Below are 13564 nucleotides of genomic sequence, written 5' to 3'. Positions count from 1 at the left end.
CTGCTCGACGGCGGAGCCTACGCGCCATGACCCGCCGGGAGGCGTGCTCAGATGGTCACGCTGCTCGCGTCGATCCAGCGCACCGCCCAATCGCGCGCATGGGCGATGGCGGCCGCTTCCTCGCGAAAGCGCAATTCGGTGGGAAAAAAACGATTGGCGACCAGTTCGCCGTCGCTCGAACGGGAGATGACTACGTAAGGTTGCCAAGTGCCATCGCTCGCGCGCGCGGGTGCGCAATTTAGCAAATAGCCGCGATGTGTGAATGCAGCATCGAAGTGCATGTGTCACCCGCCCTGACGGCCCCGTAAAATGTTTTGAGTGGCGCGCAGACGGTGCTGCCGGCCATCAAGATATAGCCGGACCGAATGTCTTCCAATTTAACCGCGCTTCGCTCGTCGGAGTAAGATCATACTCTGTAGAAAATACGCGTCCATTAAAAAAATCGAAAAGAATCGCGGACGCAATCGCCAGCCGAATACCTCACTCGCCACCGCGCCATGCAACCGCGGACAAAGCGCAATGAAAGCAGGTGAATCAGGGTTTGCGCGAGGCGGAACGGGTTTTGCTGCATGTCACACCATGTCCTCTTCAAAGGAGAATGCATGATGAACAGCGATATCAACAAGCCAGCAACCGCGACACAACCGGCGGCCACGAGCCGCAAGAACACCGCGGAATTGCACAACGACCGCACCCACGACAGCACCGTCGACACCGACGGCAAAAACCTCGAAGCCGCACGCATAGCGGGTCACAGCCCCATCTCGCCCGACGAAATCACCACCAGCAATGCGACCCTCACGAACAGCGTGCCCGAGTCGCTCGACGGCATGGCCGGCTTCGACAGCCGGGTTGGCGGCAATCATCTGCTGCTCGCGCTCGAACCGGGCTACACGGTGATCGACAAAGGCATGGTCGCGCCGCAGGGCGCGTATTCGGCGGATCATCTATACGACGATCCGCGGCCTGTCGGCAGCCGGCAGGACCGCGGCCGCATTCATTACGCCCTTAATCATTTGCGCCCTACCAGGCTGATCGAATTACATCGGGTGAAATAAACATTCGCGCAGTCTTCACATTTGCCTGCGCGTTTGAATTCTCGCGCGGACCCTAATTAATCCGTGTATTGCGAAGCGCGCACCGTTTGATTCGCGGTGCGCGCTTTTACTTCGATTAGAAACTCAGGGTTGCAGGACCTGCGCGTGGACGAGGCTGTTTCCCTCTGCCAAACATCGGCAGAATCGACTGCACGTCAACCTTCAACGGAGCAGCAGATGAAAAAGATCGTCGTGATCGGCGCCACCGGCACGCTGGGCCAGGCGGTGAGCGCGGAACTGAAAGCGCGCCATGAAGTGATCGAAGTGGGCGCGACGCGCGGGCAATACCACGTCGACAGCACCGACCCGGCAAGCGTCGAGCGGCTCTTTCACGAGATCGGCAAAGTGGACGGCGTTGTCACTGCGACCGGCAAGGTGCATTTCGGTCCGCTGCCCGAGATGAGCGTCGAACAGTTCTGGGTCGGCCTGCGCGACAAGCTGATGGGCCAGATCAACGTGGTGCTCGCGGGTCAGCAATATGTGAACGATGGCGGCTCGTTTACGCTGACAAGCGGCATCCTCGCTGACGAACCGATTCTGCAAGGCGCGAGCGCGACTACCGTCAATCTGGCACTCGAAGGTTTCGTGCGCGGCGCGGCGATCGAATTGCCGCGCGGCATTCGCATCAACCTGGTGAGCCCGACCGTGCTCACCGAAGCGATGGACGCTTATGCGCCCTACTTCCGCGGCTTCGAGCCGGTGACGGCGCAGCGCGCGGCGATGGCTTATCTGCGCAGCGTGGAAGGCGCGCAGACGGGCCGCGTGTATCGCGTCGGCTATTGAAATGAAGGATTCACGCGATGCGCTTGAGCCGCATCGCGCCTTCTCTGCGCGTTGGCGCCGCTCCGCAGCGGCCGTTTCACGCTCCAAGCGGCCCCTCGTCGATTCAGTGAATCTCCGGCTCGCCCGTGTTGTTCGCGGCGTCCGCATCCGGGGCCGCTTGCGCGCCGCCGCGTTGCAGAAAATCGAAATCGCAGCCTTGATTCGCCTGCATCACATGCACCTGATGCATCGCGCCGTAGCCGCGCGTGAAGCGCGGCGCCGGCTTGACCCACGCGGCCTTGCGACGCGCGAGTTCATCATCCGTCACCAGCAGGTTGAGTTTGCGTTGCGGCACGTCGAGCTCGATCATGTCGCCGCTCTCCACTAACGCAAGCGGCCCGCCAATGAACGACTCCGGCGCGACATGCAGCACGCACGCGCCGTAACTCGTCCCGCTCATCCGCGCATCCGATATGCGCACCATATCGCGCACGCCTTTCTGCAGCAGTTTTCGCGGGATGGGTAATTGCCCCCATTCAGGCATCCCCGGGGCGCCGACCGGTCCCGCGTGCTGAAGCACGATTACACTGTTCTCGTCGATGTCGAGCGTCTCGTCGTCGATGCGCGCGGCCATGTCGTTATAGTCCTTGAACACTACCGCGCGGCCGGTGTGCACGAGCAGATGCGGTTCGGCGGCGCCGGGTTTGATCACTGCACCGTCGGGCGCGATATTGCCGCGTAGCACCGCGAGTCCGCTATTGGGCAGCAGCGGCTTGTCGCGCCGGCGGATCACGTCGTCGTTGAAAATTTCCGCGCCTTCCAGATTCTCACCGAGCGTGCGGCCGTTGACGGTTTTCTGCGAACGGTCGATCAACTCGCCTAATTCGGCGAGCAAGGCCCGCAACCCACCCGCATAGAAAAAGTCCTCCATCAGATACGCACCGGTCGGACGAACGTTCGCCAGCACCGGCGTGTGGCGCGAGATGTCGTCGTAGCGATCGAGCGTCAACTCGATGCCGGCGCGGCGCGCAAGCGCGATCATGTGCACGATCGCGTTGGTCGAACCGGACAGCGCGAGGCACGTGGTCACGGCGTTGTCGACAGAACCCGTGGTGAGCAGATCGGAGGGCTTGAGGTCCTCCCACACCATCTCGACGATGCGCATGCCGGTTTTCGCCGCCATCTGCGCATGACGGGAATCCGCCGCGGGAATCGACGCGAAACCGGGCAGCGTGAAGCCGAGCGCTTCAGCCGCGCTCGTCATGGTCGACGCAGTGCCCATGGTCATGCAGTGCCCCGGCGAGCGCGCAATGCCGCCTTCGAGGCCTTGCCAGTCGTCCTGCGTGATCGTGCCCGCGCGCAACTCCGCCCAGTACTTCCAGACGTCGGAACCGGAGCCGAGCGTCGTGCCGTTCCAGTTCCCGCGCAGCATCGGGCCGGCGGGCAGAAAGATCGCCGGCAGGTCCATCGAGATCGCGCCCATCAGTAACGCGGGCGTGGTCTTGTCGCAGCCGCCCATCAGCACGACGCCGTCGGCAGGATAGGATCGCAGCGTTTCTTCGGCTTCCATGGCGAGGAAGTTGCGATACAGCATCGTGGTGGGCTTCTGGAACGGCTCGGAAAGCGTCTGCACCGGCAGTTCGACCGGAAAGCCGCCGGCCTGCCAGATGCCGCGCTTTACTTCCTCCACGCGCTGCTTGAAGTGCGTGTGGCACGCGTTGATCTCGCTCCAGGTGTTGAGAATCGCGATGACCGGTTTGCCGGCATATTCCTCGCGGTCGTAGCCCATTTGCGCGGTGCGCGAACGGTGGCCGAACGAGCGCAGATCGTTCACGCCGTACCAGCGATGGCTGCGCAGTTCTTCAGGTTTCTTTCTCTTCGTCAACGTCAGCTCCACGATGTCTTTCGCCGTATCCCGAAGGGGACTTCGTTCAGCGCTTCTGTTCCTTCACGCGCGACACGATCTGCGTCGGGCTCACGAATTGCAGTGCGATCAGCACCCAGATCAGCGTGATCGCCATGTAGATCATCGCCATCGCATCGATCGATTGCGGCGCGCGCACGCCGGTTGAAAATACAGCGTAGTACAGCGCGACCACGAGCGTTTGCGTCGCGGGACCCGCTGTGAAAAAAGTCAGCTCGAACATGCCGATGGTGCGCACCAGCACCAGCAAGCCCGCCGCCAGCATGCCGGGCACGAGCAGCGGCAGCAGCACATAGCGGAAATAGCGGAACGTGTTGGCGCCGAAAATACGTGCCGCCGATTCGAGATTCGGATCGATCTGTTCGATGAAGGGCGTCATCACGAGAATCACGAACGGCAGCGCCGGGACCAGGTTGGCCAGAATCACGCCGCTCAGCGTGCCGGCCAGACCGACCTTGTACATCACCGTCGCCATGGGAATGCCGTAGGTGACGGGCGGCACCATCAGCGGCAACAAAAAGACCAGCATCGCGATGTGCTTGCCCGGAAATTGCACACGCGCGAGCGCATACGCCGCCGGTACGCCGAGCAGCACCGACAGCAGCACGACTGCGCCGACTACCTCGACGGTCACCCACAACACGCTCGCCAACTGGAAGTCGCTCCACGCCTGCGCATACCAATGCAGCGTGAAGCCTTGCGGCAACAAGGTGCCGAACCAGCGCGTCGCCACCGAATTGACCGCCACGGTCGCGATCAGCAGCACCACGTTGACGAGGAAGAACACCATCGCGCCCCACACCAGCACGCTCCAGACGCGACCTGGCACGCTGGTGCGCTGCCGGGTGTGACCGGTGCGCTTATCCGGCTCGCGCGCACCGTCGTCGTGATCCTTTGATGCCGACGCGGACCACGAAGGCTGCGCCGCGCGATGATCGGTCGTCATCAGCCTTTGCCTCCGGTGGCCGGACCGCTGTAGAAGAAGCGGCGCGCGCCGAGCAGCGCGGCAACCACCAGCAACTGCACGAAGCCCATCACCATCGCGATCGCGGACGCCAGCGAATAGTCGTAACTTTCGAACGCGGCTTCGGCGGCGGCGATCGACATCACGCGCGTCGGCCCGGCTGGCGCGCCGAGCAGCACCGCCGACGGAAATACCGAAAACGCCTGCACGAACGACAGACACGCCGCCATCGTCAACCCCGGAACCAGCAGCGGCAGATAGATGCGGCGAAACTGCTGCCACGGACTCGCGCCGAGCGTCGCGGCCGCGGCCGCGAGCGTCGGGTCGATACCGGTCACGTACGACAGCGTCAACAGAAACGCAAACGGAAAGCCCGACACGATCAGTGAAATCAGCACGCCCCAGAAGTTATGCGTGAGGCGCACTTCGCGCGTATAGAGATGCAGGCCGTGGAGCGCCTGCGGAAACCAGCCGTTCGGGCCGAAGTACGTGAGCATGCCGTCGGCGATCAACACGGTGCCGAGGGTCACGGGAATCACCAGCAGCGTCGTGACGAACTTCTGATAGCGCGAGTAGCGGCGCAGCGCGAACGCCACCGGCACAGAGACACCGACGTTGATCAGCGTGGCCGGCACCGAGAGCTTGAGCGTGACGAAGATCGTCGGCCACATCGACGTGTCGGTGAAAAAGGCCAGATAGTTGGCCCAGAGGCCACCGCCGTTCATCGGCCGGAACGACAGCACCAGGCCGTACGCGAACGGATAGATGAACAACGCGACGATGAACAGCAACGCCGGCGCGACGAGCCACGCCTTGGCGTCGCGCGGCGCGAGCGGCGGCGACAGCGTGGGCGTGTTCATGCCGTCTCCGCGTCGTAGACGAGCGTGCGCGACGGCGGCACCCGCAAGCTGATTCGCTCGCCCTCTTCGAATTCTCCGCCGACGCGCGCCCAGATATCGCCGAACGCCGTCTTCACGCGCAGCAGCGAATCGCGGCCGCCGTATTCGACGGTCGTCACCAACGCATCGAAGGCATTCTCCGCGCCGGGCACGGCGCGCTCCATATCCTCGGGACGCAGCGCGACGCTCACGCGTTTGCTGTTGAAGCCGGCCATTGGCGTGCCAAGCAGACGCACACCGTTCGCGCTCACCAGCACGCCTTCGCCTTGCGTGCCTTCGAGTTCGAACTCGGCCACGTTGCGATAGCCCATGAAGCGCGCGACGTGCAGATTCTGCGGCCGCGTATAGACCTCTTTCGGCGTGGCGACCTGCTGCACCACGCCCTCCCTCATCACGACGATGCGATCGGCCATGGACAGCGCCTCGTCCTGATCGTGCGTCACGTAAAGCGTCGCGCGTTCGAGCTGGCTGTGGATGCGACGAATCTCCGCGCGCATTTCGATGCGCAGCTTGGTGTCGAGATTCGACAGCGGTTCGTCCATCAGGATCAGCGGCGGCTCGATCACGATCGCGCGCGCAATCGCGACACGTTGCTGCTGGCCCCCGGACAGTTGTCCAGGCAGTTTGCGCTCGTGCCCGACGAGTTGCACGAGTTGCAACGCTTCGCGCACCCGGCGCACAGCTTCGCTCTTGCCGATGCCGCGCATCTTCAAACCAAAGCCGACGTTGTCGAGCACGCTCATATGCGGAAACAGCGCGTAGTTCTGAAACACCATGCCGAAGCCGCGCTTCTCCGGCGGAAGCACGTCGATGCGTTTGTCGTCGAGCCAGATGCCGCCGCTGCTCAACGGCTGCAATCCGGCGATGCAATTGAGCGCCGTCGATTTGCCGCAACCCGACGGCCCCAGCAACGCGATGAACTCGCCACGCTGGATGGTCAGATCGAGTCCCCGCAGTGCCGCGATCGCCTGGCCTTCCGCATTCGTGAAACTGCGGCTCACCGAGTCGAGCCGCAACTGCTCAAAGTGATGCTTCATGGCGATTTCCTGATACGCGCGATGCGTGCGCCGTCATCGATCACGTGGGGATCGAGACGGCTTGCGTGCGTGCATGGCCGGTGCGGAGGCTACTTGGTCTTCTGCGCCCCGACCTCGGTGTCCCATTTCTTGAAAGCCGCGACCATCGCCGCGGCATTCAGCGGCAATACGTGCGGACGCTCGGCCAGCAGCTTCGCGTACTCCGGCCGGCCGTATTTCTTCAGCACGTCCTGGCTGTGCGCGGGCGCCTGCTCGACGCTCACGCCCTTGATCGCCGGGCCGGGATAGAAATAACCGTCGTCATAGGTCATGGCCTGCTGCGCCGGCTCGAGCATGAAGTTCATCAGCTTGTAGAGCACGTCGAGCTTTTCCTTCGGCACGCCTTTCGGAATCACCATGTAGTGCGCGTCGTTCACCCACGTCATGTTGTCGAACGCCTGCACGCGGAATTCGGCCGGCACAATACCGAGCGCGCGCGGATTGATGTCCCAGCCCGTCACGGTGACGGTCATGTCGCGCGTGCCTTCGCCGAGCTCCTTCATCACCGCCGAGGTGCCGCCCGGATAGTAAGGAATGCAATCGTTCAGTTGCTTCAGAAAGGCCCACGTCTTGTCCCAGCCGTGAATTGGATCCTGCGGATCCTTGTCGCCGAGCACGTACGGCAAGCCCATCAGGAACGTGCGGCCCGGACCGGAATTCGCCGGCCGCGCATAGATCAGTTTGTCCGGGTGCGCCTTGCACCATTGCAGCAATTGTTCGGGCGTCTTCGGCGGGTCGCTGACCTTGGCGGGGTTGTATTCGAGCAGCGGGCCGGCAGGCATATACGCCACTTCGAGCCCGTAGCCTTGCGCGAGATCCTGCATCTTGCGCGGACCCGGCGCGTATTTGTCGAGCACGCCGGGGAACGCCGCCGCGTTCTCGGGCATCAACTTCATCCATAAACCCTGTTCGATGCCCGCGGCGAGCGCGTCGGTGCCGGTCAGCACGAGATCGATATCGGAGCGGCCCGCGGCCTGCATCGCCTTGATCTTGCCGGGCAGTTGCGGCGCAGGCGCATTCGTGAAGGTGAGATTGGCGACGAGGTTTGGATACTTCGCCTTGAAGGCCTCGAAGCCTTTTTGCGTGAGTTGAAGGTCGCCGGCCACGTCGACGATATTGAGCGTGACCGGGTCGGCAGCGTGCGCGGCGGATGCGAAAGCGGCGCTCGCCGCGAGACATACGGACACCAGCCTGAGCGCCAACCTGTCTGAAACAGTCATTGCGTCTCCTCGCTTCTTGGTATGGAAATCCGCCGGTCGAATGCGCTGCTGGCGGTGTCTTTCTACCAATGGAACATAGCGAAGCGGGACAGCTGATGTCAAGCCAATACTCGTGGCGGCAACCGGCCCCCGAAAACCGCGGTTTTCCTGATGAATCCTTGCCGCTCAATGGCTTGCGCGCTCCATCCGAGGGCAAACCCGAAGCCGAGCACGAACTCTGACGACGACTTGTCAGGCAACTAGCCGCCTTGCACGCCTTGCGTGTTCACGTAGAGCGAATAAAGTCCGTGGCTTGCCGCCATGAACAGCCGGTTGCGATGCCGCCCGCCGAAGCATACATTCGCGCAGCGCTCCGGCAGCGCAATGTGGCCGAGCGGCTCGCCTTGCGACGTGAAGACGCGCACGCCGTCGAGCTCGTCGGTGCCCATGCCCCAGCGCACCACAGATTGCCGTGGACGTCGACGCGAAAGCCGTCCGGCGTGCCCGGACCGGCGTCGATCAGCACGCGGTTGTTCGACAGCGCGCCGCCGTTGTTGTCGACGTCGAACGCACGGATTTTGCGGCGTGGCTCGCCGCGCGATTCGACGATATACAACACCGACTCGTCCGGCGAGAACGCCAGACCGTTGGGGCCGAGCACGTCGTCGGCAACGACGGTGACTTCGCCGGATTGGCCGTCGATGCGGTACACGCACGCCGGCAATTCCGACTCCTGCCGCTCGCCCTCATAGAAACTGTCGATGCCGAAGGTCGGATCGCTGAACCAGATCGAGCCGTCCGATTTCACGACGACGTCGTTCGGCGAATTGAAGCGCTTGCCGCGATAACGGTCGGCGAGCACGGTGATCGAGCCGTCGTATTCGGTGCGCGTGACACGGCGCGTCAGATGCTCGCAGCTGACGAGACGGCCCTGACGGTCGCGCGTGTGGCCGTTGGCATTGTTCGACGACTGGCGAAAGGTCGACACCGTGCCACTTGGTTCATCCCAACGCCGGATGCGGTCGTTCGGAATGTCGCTCCACAGCAGATAGCGGCCGTCGCCGAACCAGACCGGGCCCTCGGACCAGCGCGCGCCCTGATACAGGCACTCGACGGACGCGGAAGCCAGGATCAACGGTTTGAAGCGCGGATCGAGCACGCGGATGGAGGGATCGGGATAGCGTCGGCTGTTGTCGTTCATGCTGGCGGTTCAAGGCTCAAGGTAGGGTTGGCTTGCGCGAATTCATGCTGCAACGCGAGCAGCACCCGCGCGGCGTGCTCGATCTTCGCACGATGCTCGGGCGGCGTCGAACTGAGCAACGGCAAAATCGGCCTGGTGTCGGCGATCCTGGAAACGTCACGGCGTTGTGGAGCACGGGAGTCAGGGAGATGTCGTCGCGCAAGTTTCGAGCGGCAAGAAGGTGTCGTAAAGACGTTGCGCCGTCTCGCGACCACAGGTTTTGACCGCTCGCAGCAAGGCGGTGACCATGCGCGGCGCGATGCTCCCGAGGCGGCGGTTCATGCGGCGCGACCGAATTTGCGCAGATGCACGAGCGGTAGCGCTGGGCTGAAAATGTTGTCAAACAACCTGGTGACGAGTTCGGTCTGGCGAATCTCCGCATGAGGCGCGGACGTTGCAAACTATGTCATGTCGCTTTTGTATGACAATACAGCTTATTGCGGTGGCGTTTATCTCGCGGTAGCCGTCCCACCTGCGGGCATACAAGATCGGCAATTAGTGCGATTTTGACCGGAATTTTGGCAGCGACCGCTAATTGGAATGCTTCCAATAATGTTGCCAATGAATGGCATCAAAACGGCTACTACGAGAAAATTACCCACATAAACGATCGGTGAATGTTAATTCGATCAAAGAAATCAGTTACAAAGAGCGGTTCATTCGCATTCTCACCAAAGCGCCGTGCCTGGCATTGTTTAGAATTCACTTCTCGCTTTGCGAAATAAATTTTGGTGATAGATTGTGCAGATAAAAACCACCGGACGGAATGCCGTACCGCAATTAACCGCAACGGGATGTTTGCGAGCCTGAGAGAGTGAAAATTGTCGCTACATTTTATCGAGCAGATGGCACCGCTACTGAACGCCGCCGACGAAACGGAATGGTTCGGTGCAATCGCGGGCCTCGCCGAGACGTGGGGCTTCGACAGGCTTTTAATCGCCATGCTGCCGCGTCCGACCATTCGCCTGGAAGACGCTTATGTGCGCAGCACGTACGCGCCCGCGTGGCGCCGTACTTATGACGAGCAGGGACTGGTTCACATCGACCCGACCGTCGCGCATTGCGCGACGCGCGCCACGCCGCTGATCTGGTCGCCGGACATTTTCACGACCGCGGCGCAGCTTTCCATGTACGAGGAAGCCCGTTCGCACGGATTGCGCTCCGGCGTGACATTGCCGATTCACGGGCCGAACCAGGAAGCCGGCATGATGTGCTTCGTCAATGACAGCAATCCGAACGATGAATTCTGGCGCCATATCAACGTGGCATTGCCGAATCTGGTGTTATTGCGCGACCTGGTAATCGACACGAGTCAGCGGCATTTGAATACGCACGCTCAGTCTTTAATGCCCAAACTGACGCCGCGCGAACGCGAATGCCTGAAATGGACCGCACGCGGCAAATCCACCTGGGAAATCTCCCACATCCTGAACTGTTCGGAAGCCGTGGTGAACTTCCACATGAAGAACATCAGAACGAAATTCGGTGTGAATTCGCGGCGTGCGGCGGCCGTGATCGCAGCGCAACTCGGGCTTATTGACCCGGGTTGAGCAAGGCGGCGGCGTCGCGGCTGTACAGCACACGCTCGGCGCGGCCCAGATCGGCGTCGGAAACGGTTTTGGTGAAATACAGACCCAGCAGGATCGAGACCGGCGCCGGGATTTCAGCACCCGATTCGAACCGGCTGCCGCGCGACTGCGTTACGCCGAAGCGGGCCCAGAAGCGGCGTTGGCTTTCTTTTTTCTTTTTGCGGTAAGCAATGATCAGAACCCGGTCCACCGCCGTGGACGGCTCCGCCGGGCGGGTTTGAAGGCCGGTTTGCGGTTGCCAATGATTTTCGAGGAGTTCCATTTTCGGTCCTGTCGGTTGAGTGCAGTGCTTGTCTCGAATTTTGCGTTACCCGATAAGCATGCACACCTATCCAGGTAGGTAGGTGGCAGAAACATTCAAAATGCATAAGTTTTCTTGCGTATTGGGTACCCCAACACGTTCAGGAGAACGTCATGCAAACAGCAATCCGGATTGGAATGCGTCAGGAATTCGACAACGCGGATATCAACGAGATGTACCGCCTGCGGGCGCGGGTGTTTCATGGGCGGCTCGGATGGGAAATCCCGACCATCGCGGGCATGGAGATCGACGGTTATGACGCGCTCGGGCCGCACTACATGCTGATCCAGGCCGACGACGGGCAAGTGCGCGGCTGTTGGCGCCTGATGCCGACCGAGGGCCCGAATATGCTGAAAGACACCTTCCCGCAGTTGCTGCATGGCGCAGAGGCGCCGGTAGGGCGGCACATCTGGGAATTGAGCCGGTTCGCGATCGAAACCATCGGCGAGGAGCAATCTTTCGGCTTTGCGGACTTGACCATGCAGGCCATCCACGAACTGGTGACGTTCGCCGACCAGATGGGCATCACGCGGTACGTCACCGTGACCACGACGCCGATCGAGCGGCTGCTGCGCAAGACCGGCATCGACGTCAGCCGGCTCGGGTCGCCATTGCAGATCGGCGTGGAACGAGCGGTGGCGCTCGATATCGCGGTGAGTCCGAAGACTCGTACCGCGCTGTTCGGACCGATGGCCGTTGCGGCGTAGCGCTCGCCTGGTTGCGCTTCAGTTGCAGCCTGGCTGCTGCCTGCCTGCTGCTTGGCTCTTATCGCGCGGCCGGTTCGCTGCCGCGTAAGTCGCGGTTAGACGCCGCGCCAGGGTGCCCTAGGATCGCATTGGCCCGGTGGCTCGGCAGCTCGCCGCAGCCCTGGCGCGCGGCGAGAGCGGGCGGCAGATCAGGAACCGAACATGCGCTCGAGCGCGTTCTCGAGATGCGCCCGCATGGCGTTCGCAGCGCCTCGCGCATCTTTGCGGCGAATGGCATCGAGCACAGCCCTGTGCTCGTCCTGCACGAGCCGCTGCCGCGCCACCGTCTTCACCAGCGAAAGATTGCGCGACAGGTTCATGCTGAACAGGATCTGCTCCTCGATGAACGACATGACCGTGATGAAAAACGGGTTCTTCGACGCACGCGCCACCGCCAGGTGGAACATGAAGTCGTCTTTCGCGCCGATCCCCTGCGTCTCGACGATCCGTTCCAATTGGTCCCAAGCGTGCTGAATGGCGGCAATGTCGTCGGCGTCGGCTTTGAGCGCCGCATGCTCTGCGGCGCCCGCTTCTGTCACGATGCGAAACTCATAGCAGCGACGGATATCGGACAGCGTTTCGAGCGGGGCGAAGCGGCGCACGTCCGGGTCCGGCCGGCGCGCCACCGTCGTGCCCGATCCGTGCCGGGTCATGATGATGCCGTCCGCCCGCAAGCGCGCCAGAGCTTCGCGCACCGTCGGCCGGGACGTCGCAAAACGCTCGGCCAGCGCATGCTCGGTCGGCAAGCGCTCACCTTCCTTGTACTCGCCTTCGACAATGCGGTTGAGAATGTCGCCGTAGATCTTGTCGGGCAAGCCCGTCGTTTTGCGCTCGTTCATCAGCGGACCGAAGCAACTTGTCTGAGTAGACTGTAATTGTAAGGCAAACCTCGCTCTGCCTTGGACGCGGATATGCGCTACGAATGGGACCAAAAGTCCCGTCGACGCTTGCCCACCGGCGCTTGCTGAACCAGCCGGCGCAAACGAAAAATTTGATAAGAGTTTGATTTACATCCAGGTGGAGCGCATGTTTTTCGGCGATCATGAAGGCTTGCATCAGCAATGATCGTCATTGCGCCCAGCGCTTGAAAACAGCTGCGGCATCCGGATCCTTCAGACGCGGAGTCGAAATGTACACACGCATTCTTGTAGCGGTCGACGGCAGCAACACCTCCCGCCGTGCATTCGAAGCAGCGCTCGCGCTCGCCAAATCCAGCGGCGCGGTCTTGCAGCCGTTTTATGTGGTCGAGAACACACCCATGTATTTCGAAGCGCCCGGTTACGACCCGTCCGTCTTGCGCAATCGTCTCGTCGAAGAGGGCAAGGAACTCGGCGCCGAGTTCGCCAAGGCCATGATCGAGCAAGGCGTGAAAGGCGATCTGGTGGTGAGCGAGGCATCCACGATCGACGACGTTTCCGTGGTCGTGCTCAAGGCCGCCGCCGACTTCAACGCCGACTTGCTGGTCATGGGCACGCACGGGCGACGCGGCTTTCAGCGCCTGATTCTCGGCAGCGTCGCCGAGCGCTGCGTGCGGCAGGCGAGCCTGCCCGTGCTGCTCATTCCGTCCGCAGCGGGCAAGTCCGGCGCCACGGATTGATTCGCGCCGCGCTGGTGCGCAATGCGATTGCCTCTCGTATCGACCGCGCGCGCTCAATCAGCAAAGCAATCTCCTTCTGCCAGGGTATGAGCCGGGCTTGCCTGCTCACCCTTCATAGCAGTCCATCAACAAATTCACGAACACCGGTGTGACATTGCTCAACACGCCTG

At 62.0% G+C, this 13564-nt stretch carries 13 protein-coding genes and 1 pseudogene; 5 read left to right on the top strand and 9 right to left on the bottom strand.

All coding sequences use genetic code 11. The features are described from left to right. Positions 1-47 precede the first annotated feature (47 nt). Complete coding sequence (locus B0G80_RS40445) at positions 48-281, bottom strand: hypothetical protein (protein WP_116123153.1); 234 nt, start codon at positions 279-281, stop codon at positions 48-50. 324 nt (positions 282-605) lie between these two features. Here B0G80_RS40445 and B0G80_RS40440 point away from each other — a divergent pair, with 324 nt between their 5' ends. Together B0G80_RS40440 and B0G80_RS40435 are read left to right on the top strand one after the other, a co-directional pair. Next, on the top strand, positions 606-1058 hold the full coding sequence (locus B0G80_RS40440) for a DUF3005 domain-containing protein (RefSeq protein ID WP_116123929.1): 453 nt from the start codon (positions 606-608) through the stop codon (positions 1056-1058). Between the two features lie 216 nt (positions 1059-1274). Continuing rightward, positions 1275-1880, top strand: coding sequence for a short chain dehydrogenase (locus B0G80_RS40435; RefSeq protein ID WP_116123152.1), 606 nt, complete (start codon positions 1275-1277; stop codon positions 1878-1880). 103 nt (positions 1881-1983) lie between these two features. Here the strand turns inward: B0G80_RS40435 and araD are convergent, their stop codons facing one another. From araD to B0G80_RS40405, 6 genes and pseudogenes are all read right to left on the bottom strand, one after another. Beyond that, positions 1984-3744 carry an L-arabinonate dehydratase gene (gene araD, locus B0G80_RS40430; RefSeq protein WP_116123928.1) on the bottom strand — a complete coding sequence of 587 codons (1761 nt, stop codon included), beginning with the start codon at positions 3742-3744 and terminating at the stop codon, positions 1984-1986. Between the two features lie 46 nt (positions 3745-3790). Continuing rightward, positions 3791-4729 (bottom strand): ABC transporter permease, encoded by a 939-nt coding sequence (locus B0G80_RS40425; protein ID WP_116123151.1) that lies wholly within the window; start codon positions 4727-4729, stop codon positions 3791-3793. After that, positions 4729-5607, bottom strand: a complete 879-nt coding sequence (locus B0G80_RS40420) for an ABC transporter permease (protein WP_116123150.1) — start codon at positions 5605-5607, stop codon at positions 4729-4731. Before B0G80_RS40420 ends, B0G80_RS40425 begins: the two co-directional genes overlap by 1 nt. Continuing rightward, positions 5604-6683: an ABC transporter ATP-binding protein gene (locus B0G80_RS40415; RefSeq protein WP_116123149.1), complete on the bottom strand. Its 1080-nt coding sequence runs from the start codon at positions 6681-6683 to the stop codon at positions 5604-5606. Before B0G80_RS40415 ends, B0G80_RS40420 begins: the two co-directional genes overlap by 4 nt. Before the next feature lie 89 nt (positions 6684-6772). Then, the gene (locus B0G80_RS40410) at positions 6773-7942 is read right to left on the bottom strand and encodes an extracellular solute-binding protein (protein WP_116123148.1); all 1170 of its coding nucleotides are present in this window, start codon (positions 7940-7942) and stop codon (positions 6773-6775) included. Positions 7943-8181: 239 nt separating this feature from the next. Further along, positions 8182-9122, bottom strand: a pseudogene (locus tag B0G80_RS40405) (SMP-30/gluconolactonase/LRE family protein). An 884-nt stretch (positions 9123-10006) separates the two neighbouring features. On the opposite strand from B0G80_RS40405, the gene B0G80_RS40395 reads away from it, so the two are divergent. Continuing rightward, positions 10007-10711, top strand: coding sequence for a LuxR family transcriptional regulator (locus B0G80_RS40395; RefSeq protein WP_116123147.1), 705 nt, complete (start codon positions 10007-10009; stop codon positions 10709-10711). Here the strand turns inward: B0G80_RS40395 and B0G80_RS40390 are convergent. Continuing rightward, positions 10695-11012: a hypothetical protein gene (locus tag B0G80_RS40390; protein ID WP_106276804.1), complete on the bottom strand. Its 318-nt coding sequence runs from the start codon at positions 11010-11012 to the stop codon at positions 10695-10697. The genes B0G80_RS40395 and B0G80_RS40390 overlap by 17 nt on opposite strands. Before the next feature lie 152 nt (positions 11013-11164). On the opposite strand from B0G80_RS40390, the gene B0G80_RS40385 reads away from it, so the two are divergent. After that, positions 11165-11758: an acyl-homoserine-lactone synthase gene (locus B0G80_RS40385; RefSeq protein ID WP_116123146.1), complete on the top strand. Its 594-nt coding sequence runs from the start codon at positions 11165-11167 to the stop codon at positions 11756-11758. 188 nt (positions 11759-11946) lie between these two features. Here the strand turns inward: B0G80_RS40385 and B0G80_RS40380 are convergent, their stop codons facing one another. After that, entirely contained in the window at positions 11947-12636 is a 690-nt protein-coding gene (locus B0G80_RS40380; protein WP_116123145.1) for a FadR/GntR family transcriptional regulator, read from the bottom strand. Between the two features lie 290 nt (positions 12637-12926). Here B0G80_RS40380 and B0G80_RS40375 point away from each other — a divergent pair, with 290 nt between their 5' ends. After that, positions 12927-13394, top strand: coding sequence for a universal stress protein (locus tag B0G80_RS40375; RefSeq protein ID WP_116123144.1), 468 nt, complete (start codon positions 12927-12929; stop codon positions 13392-13394). The last annotated feature ends 170 nt before the right edge of the window (positions 13395-13564 follow it).

It is taken from the genome of Paraburkholderia sp. BL6669N2, assembly GCF_003387275.1.
Lineage (GTDB): Bacteria > Pseudomonadota > Gammaproteobacteria > Burkholderiales > Burkholderiaceae > Paraburkholderia.
The sequence above is the reverse complement of the archived record's forward strand: the minus strand, read 5'-3'. Positions and strand labels throughout refer to the sequence as shown.

Bases quoted from the DNA above. Each gene is read 5' to 3' on its own strand.
- B0G80_RS40435 (WP_116123152.1), top strand. From the start codon at position 1,275: ATGAAAAAGATCGTCGTGATCGGCGCCACCGGCACGCTGGGCCAGGCG.
- B0G80_RS40385 (WP_116123146.1), top strand. From the start codon at position 11,165: ATGCAAACAGCAATCCGGATTGGAATGCGTCAGGAATTCGACAACGCG.
- B0G80_RS40410 (WP_116123148.1), bottom strand. From the start codon at position 7,942: ATGACTGTTTCAGACAGGTTGGCGCTCAGGCTGGTGTCCGTATGTCTC.
- B0G80_RS40380 (WP_116123145.1), bottom strand. From the start codon at position 12,636: ATGAACGAGCGCAAAACGACGGGCTTGCCCGACAAGATCTACGGCGAC.
- B0G80_RS40420 (WP_116123150.1), bottom strand. From the start codon at position 5,607: ATGAACACGCCCACGCTGTCGCCGCCGCTCGCGCCGCGCGACGCCAAG.
- B0G80_RS40425 (WP_116123151.1), bottom strand. From the start codon at position 4,729: ATGACGACCGATCATCGCGCGGCGCAGCCTTCGTGGTCCGCGTCGGCA.
- B0G80_RS40445 (WP_116123153.1), bottom strand. From the start codon at position 281: ATGCACTTCGATGCTGCATTCACACATCGCGGCTATTTGCTAAATTGC.
- B0G80_RS40440 (WP_116123929.1), top strand. From the start codon at position 606: ATGAACAGCGATATCAACAAGCCAGCAACCGCGACACAACCGGCGGCC.
- B0G80_RS40395 (WP_116123147.1), top strand. From the start codon at position 10,007: ATGGCACCGCTACTGAACGCCGCCGACGAAACGGAATGGTTCGGTGCA.
- B0G80_RS40415 (WP_116123149.1), bottom strand. From the start codon at position 6,683: ATGAAGCATCACTTTGAGCAGTTGCGGCTCGACTCGGTGAGCCGCAGT.
- B0G80_RS40390 (WP_106276804.1), bottom strand. From the start codon at position 11,012: ATGGAACTCCTCGAAAATCATTGGCAACCGCAAACCGGCCTTCAAACC.
- B0G80_RS40375 (WP_116123144.1), top strand. From the start codon at position 12,927: ATGTACACACGCATTCTTGTAGCGGTCGACGGCAGCAACACCTCCCGC.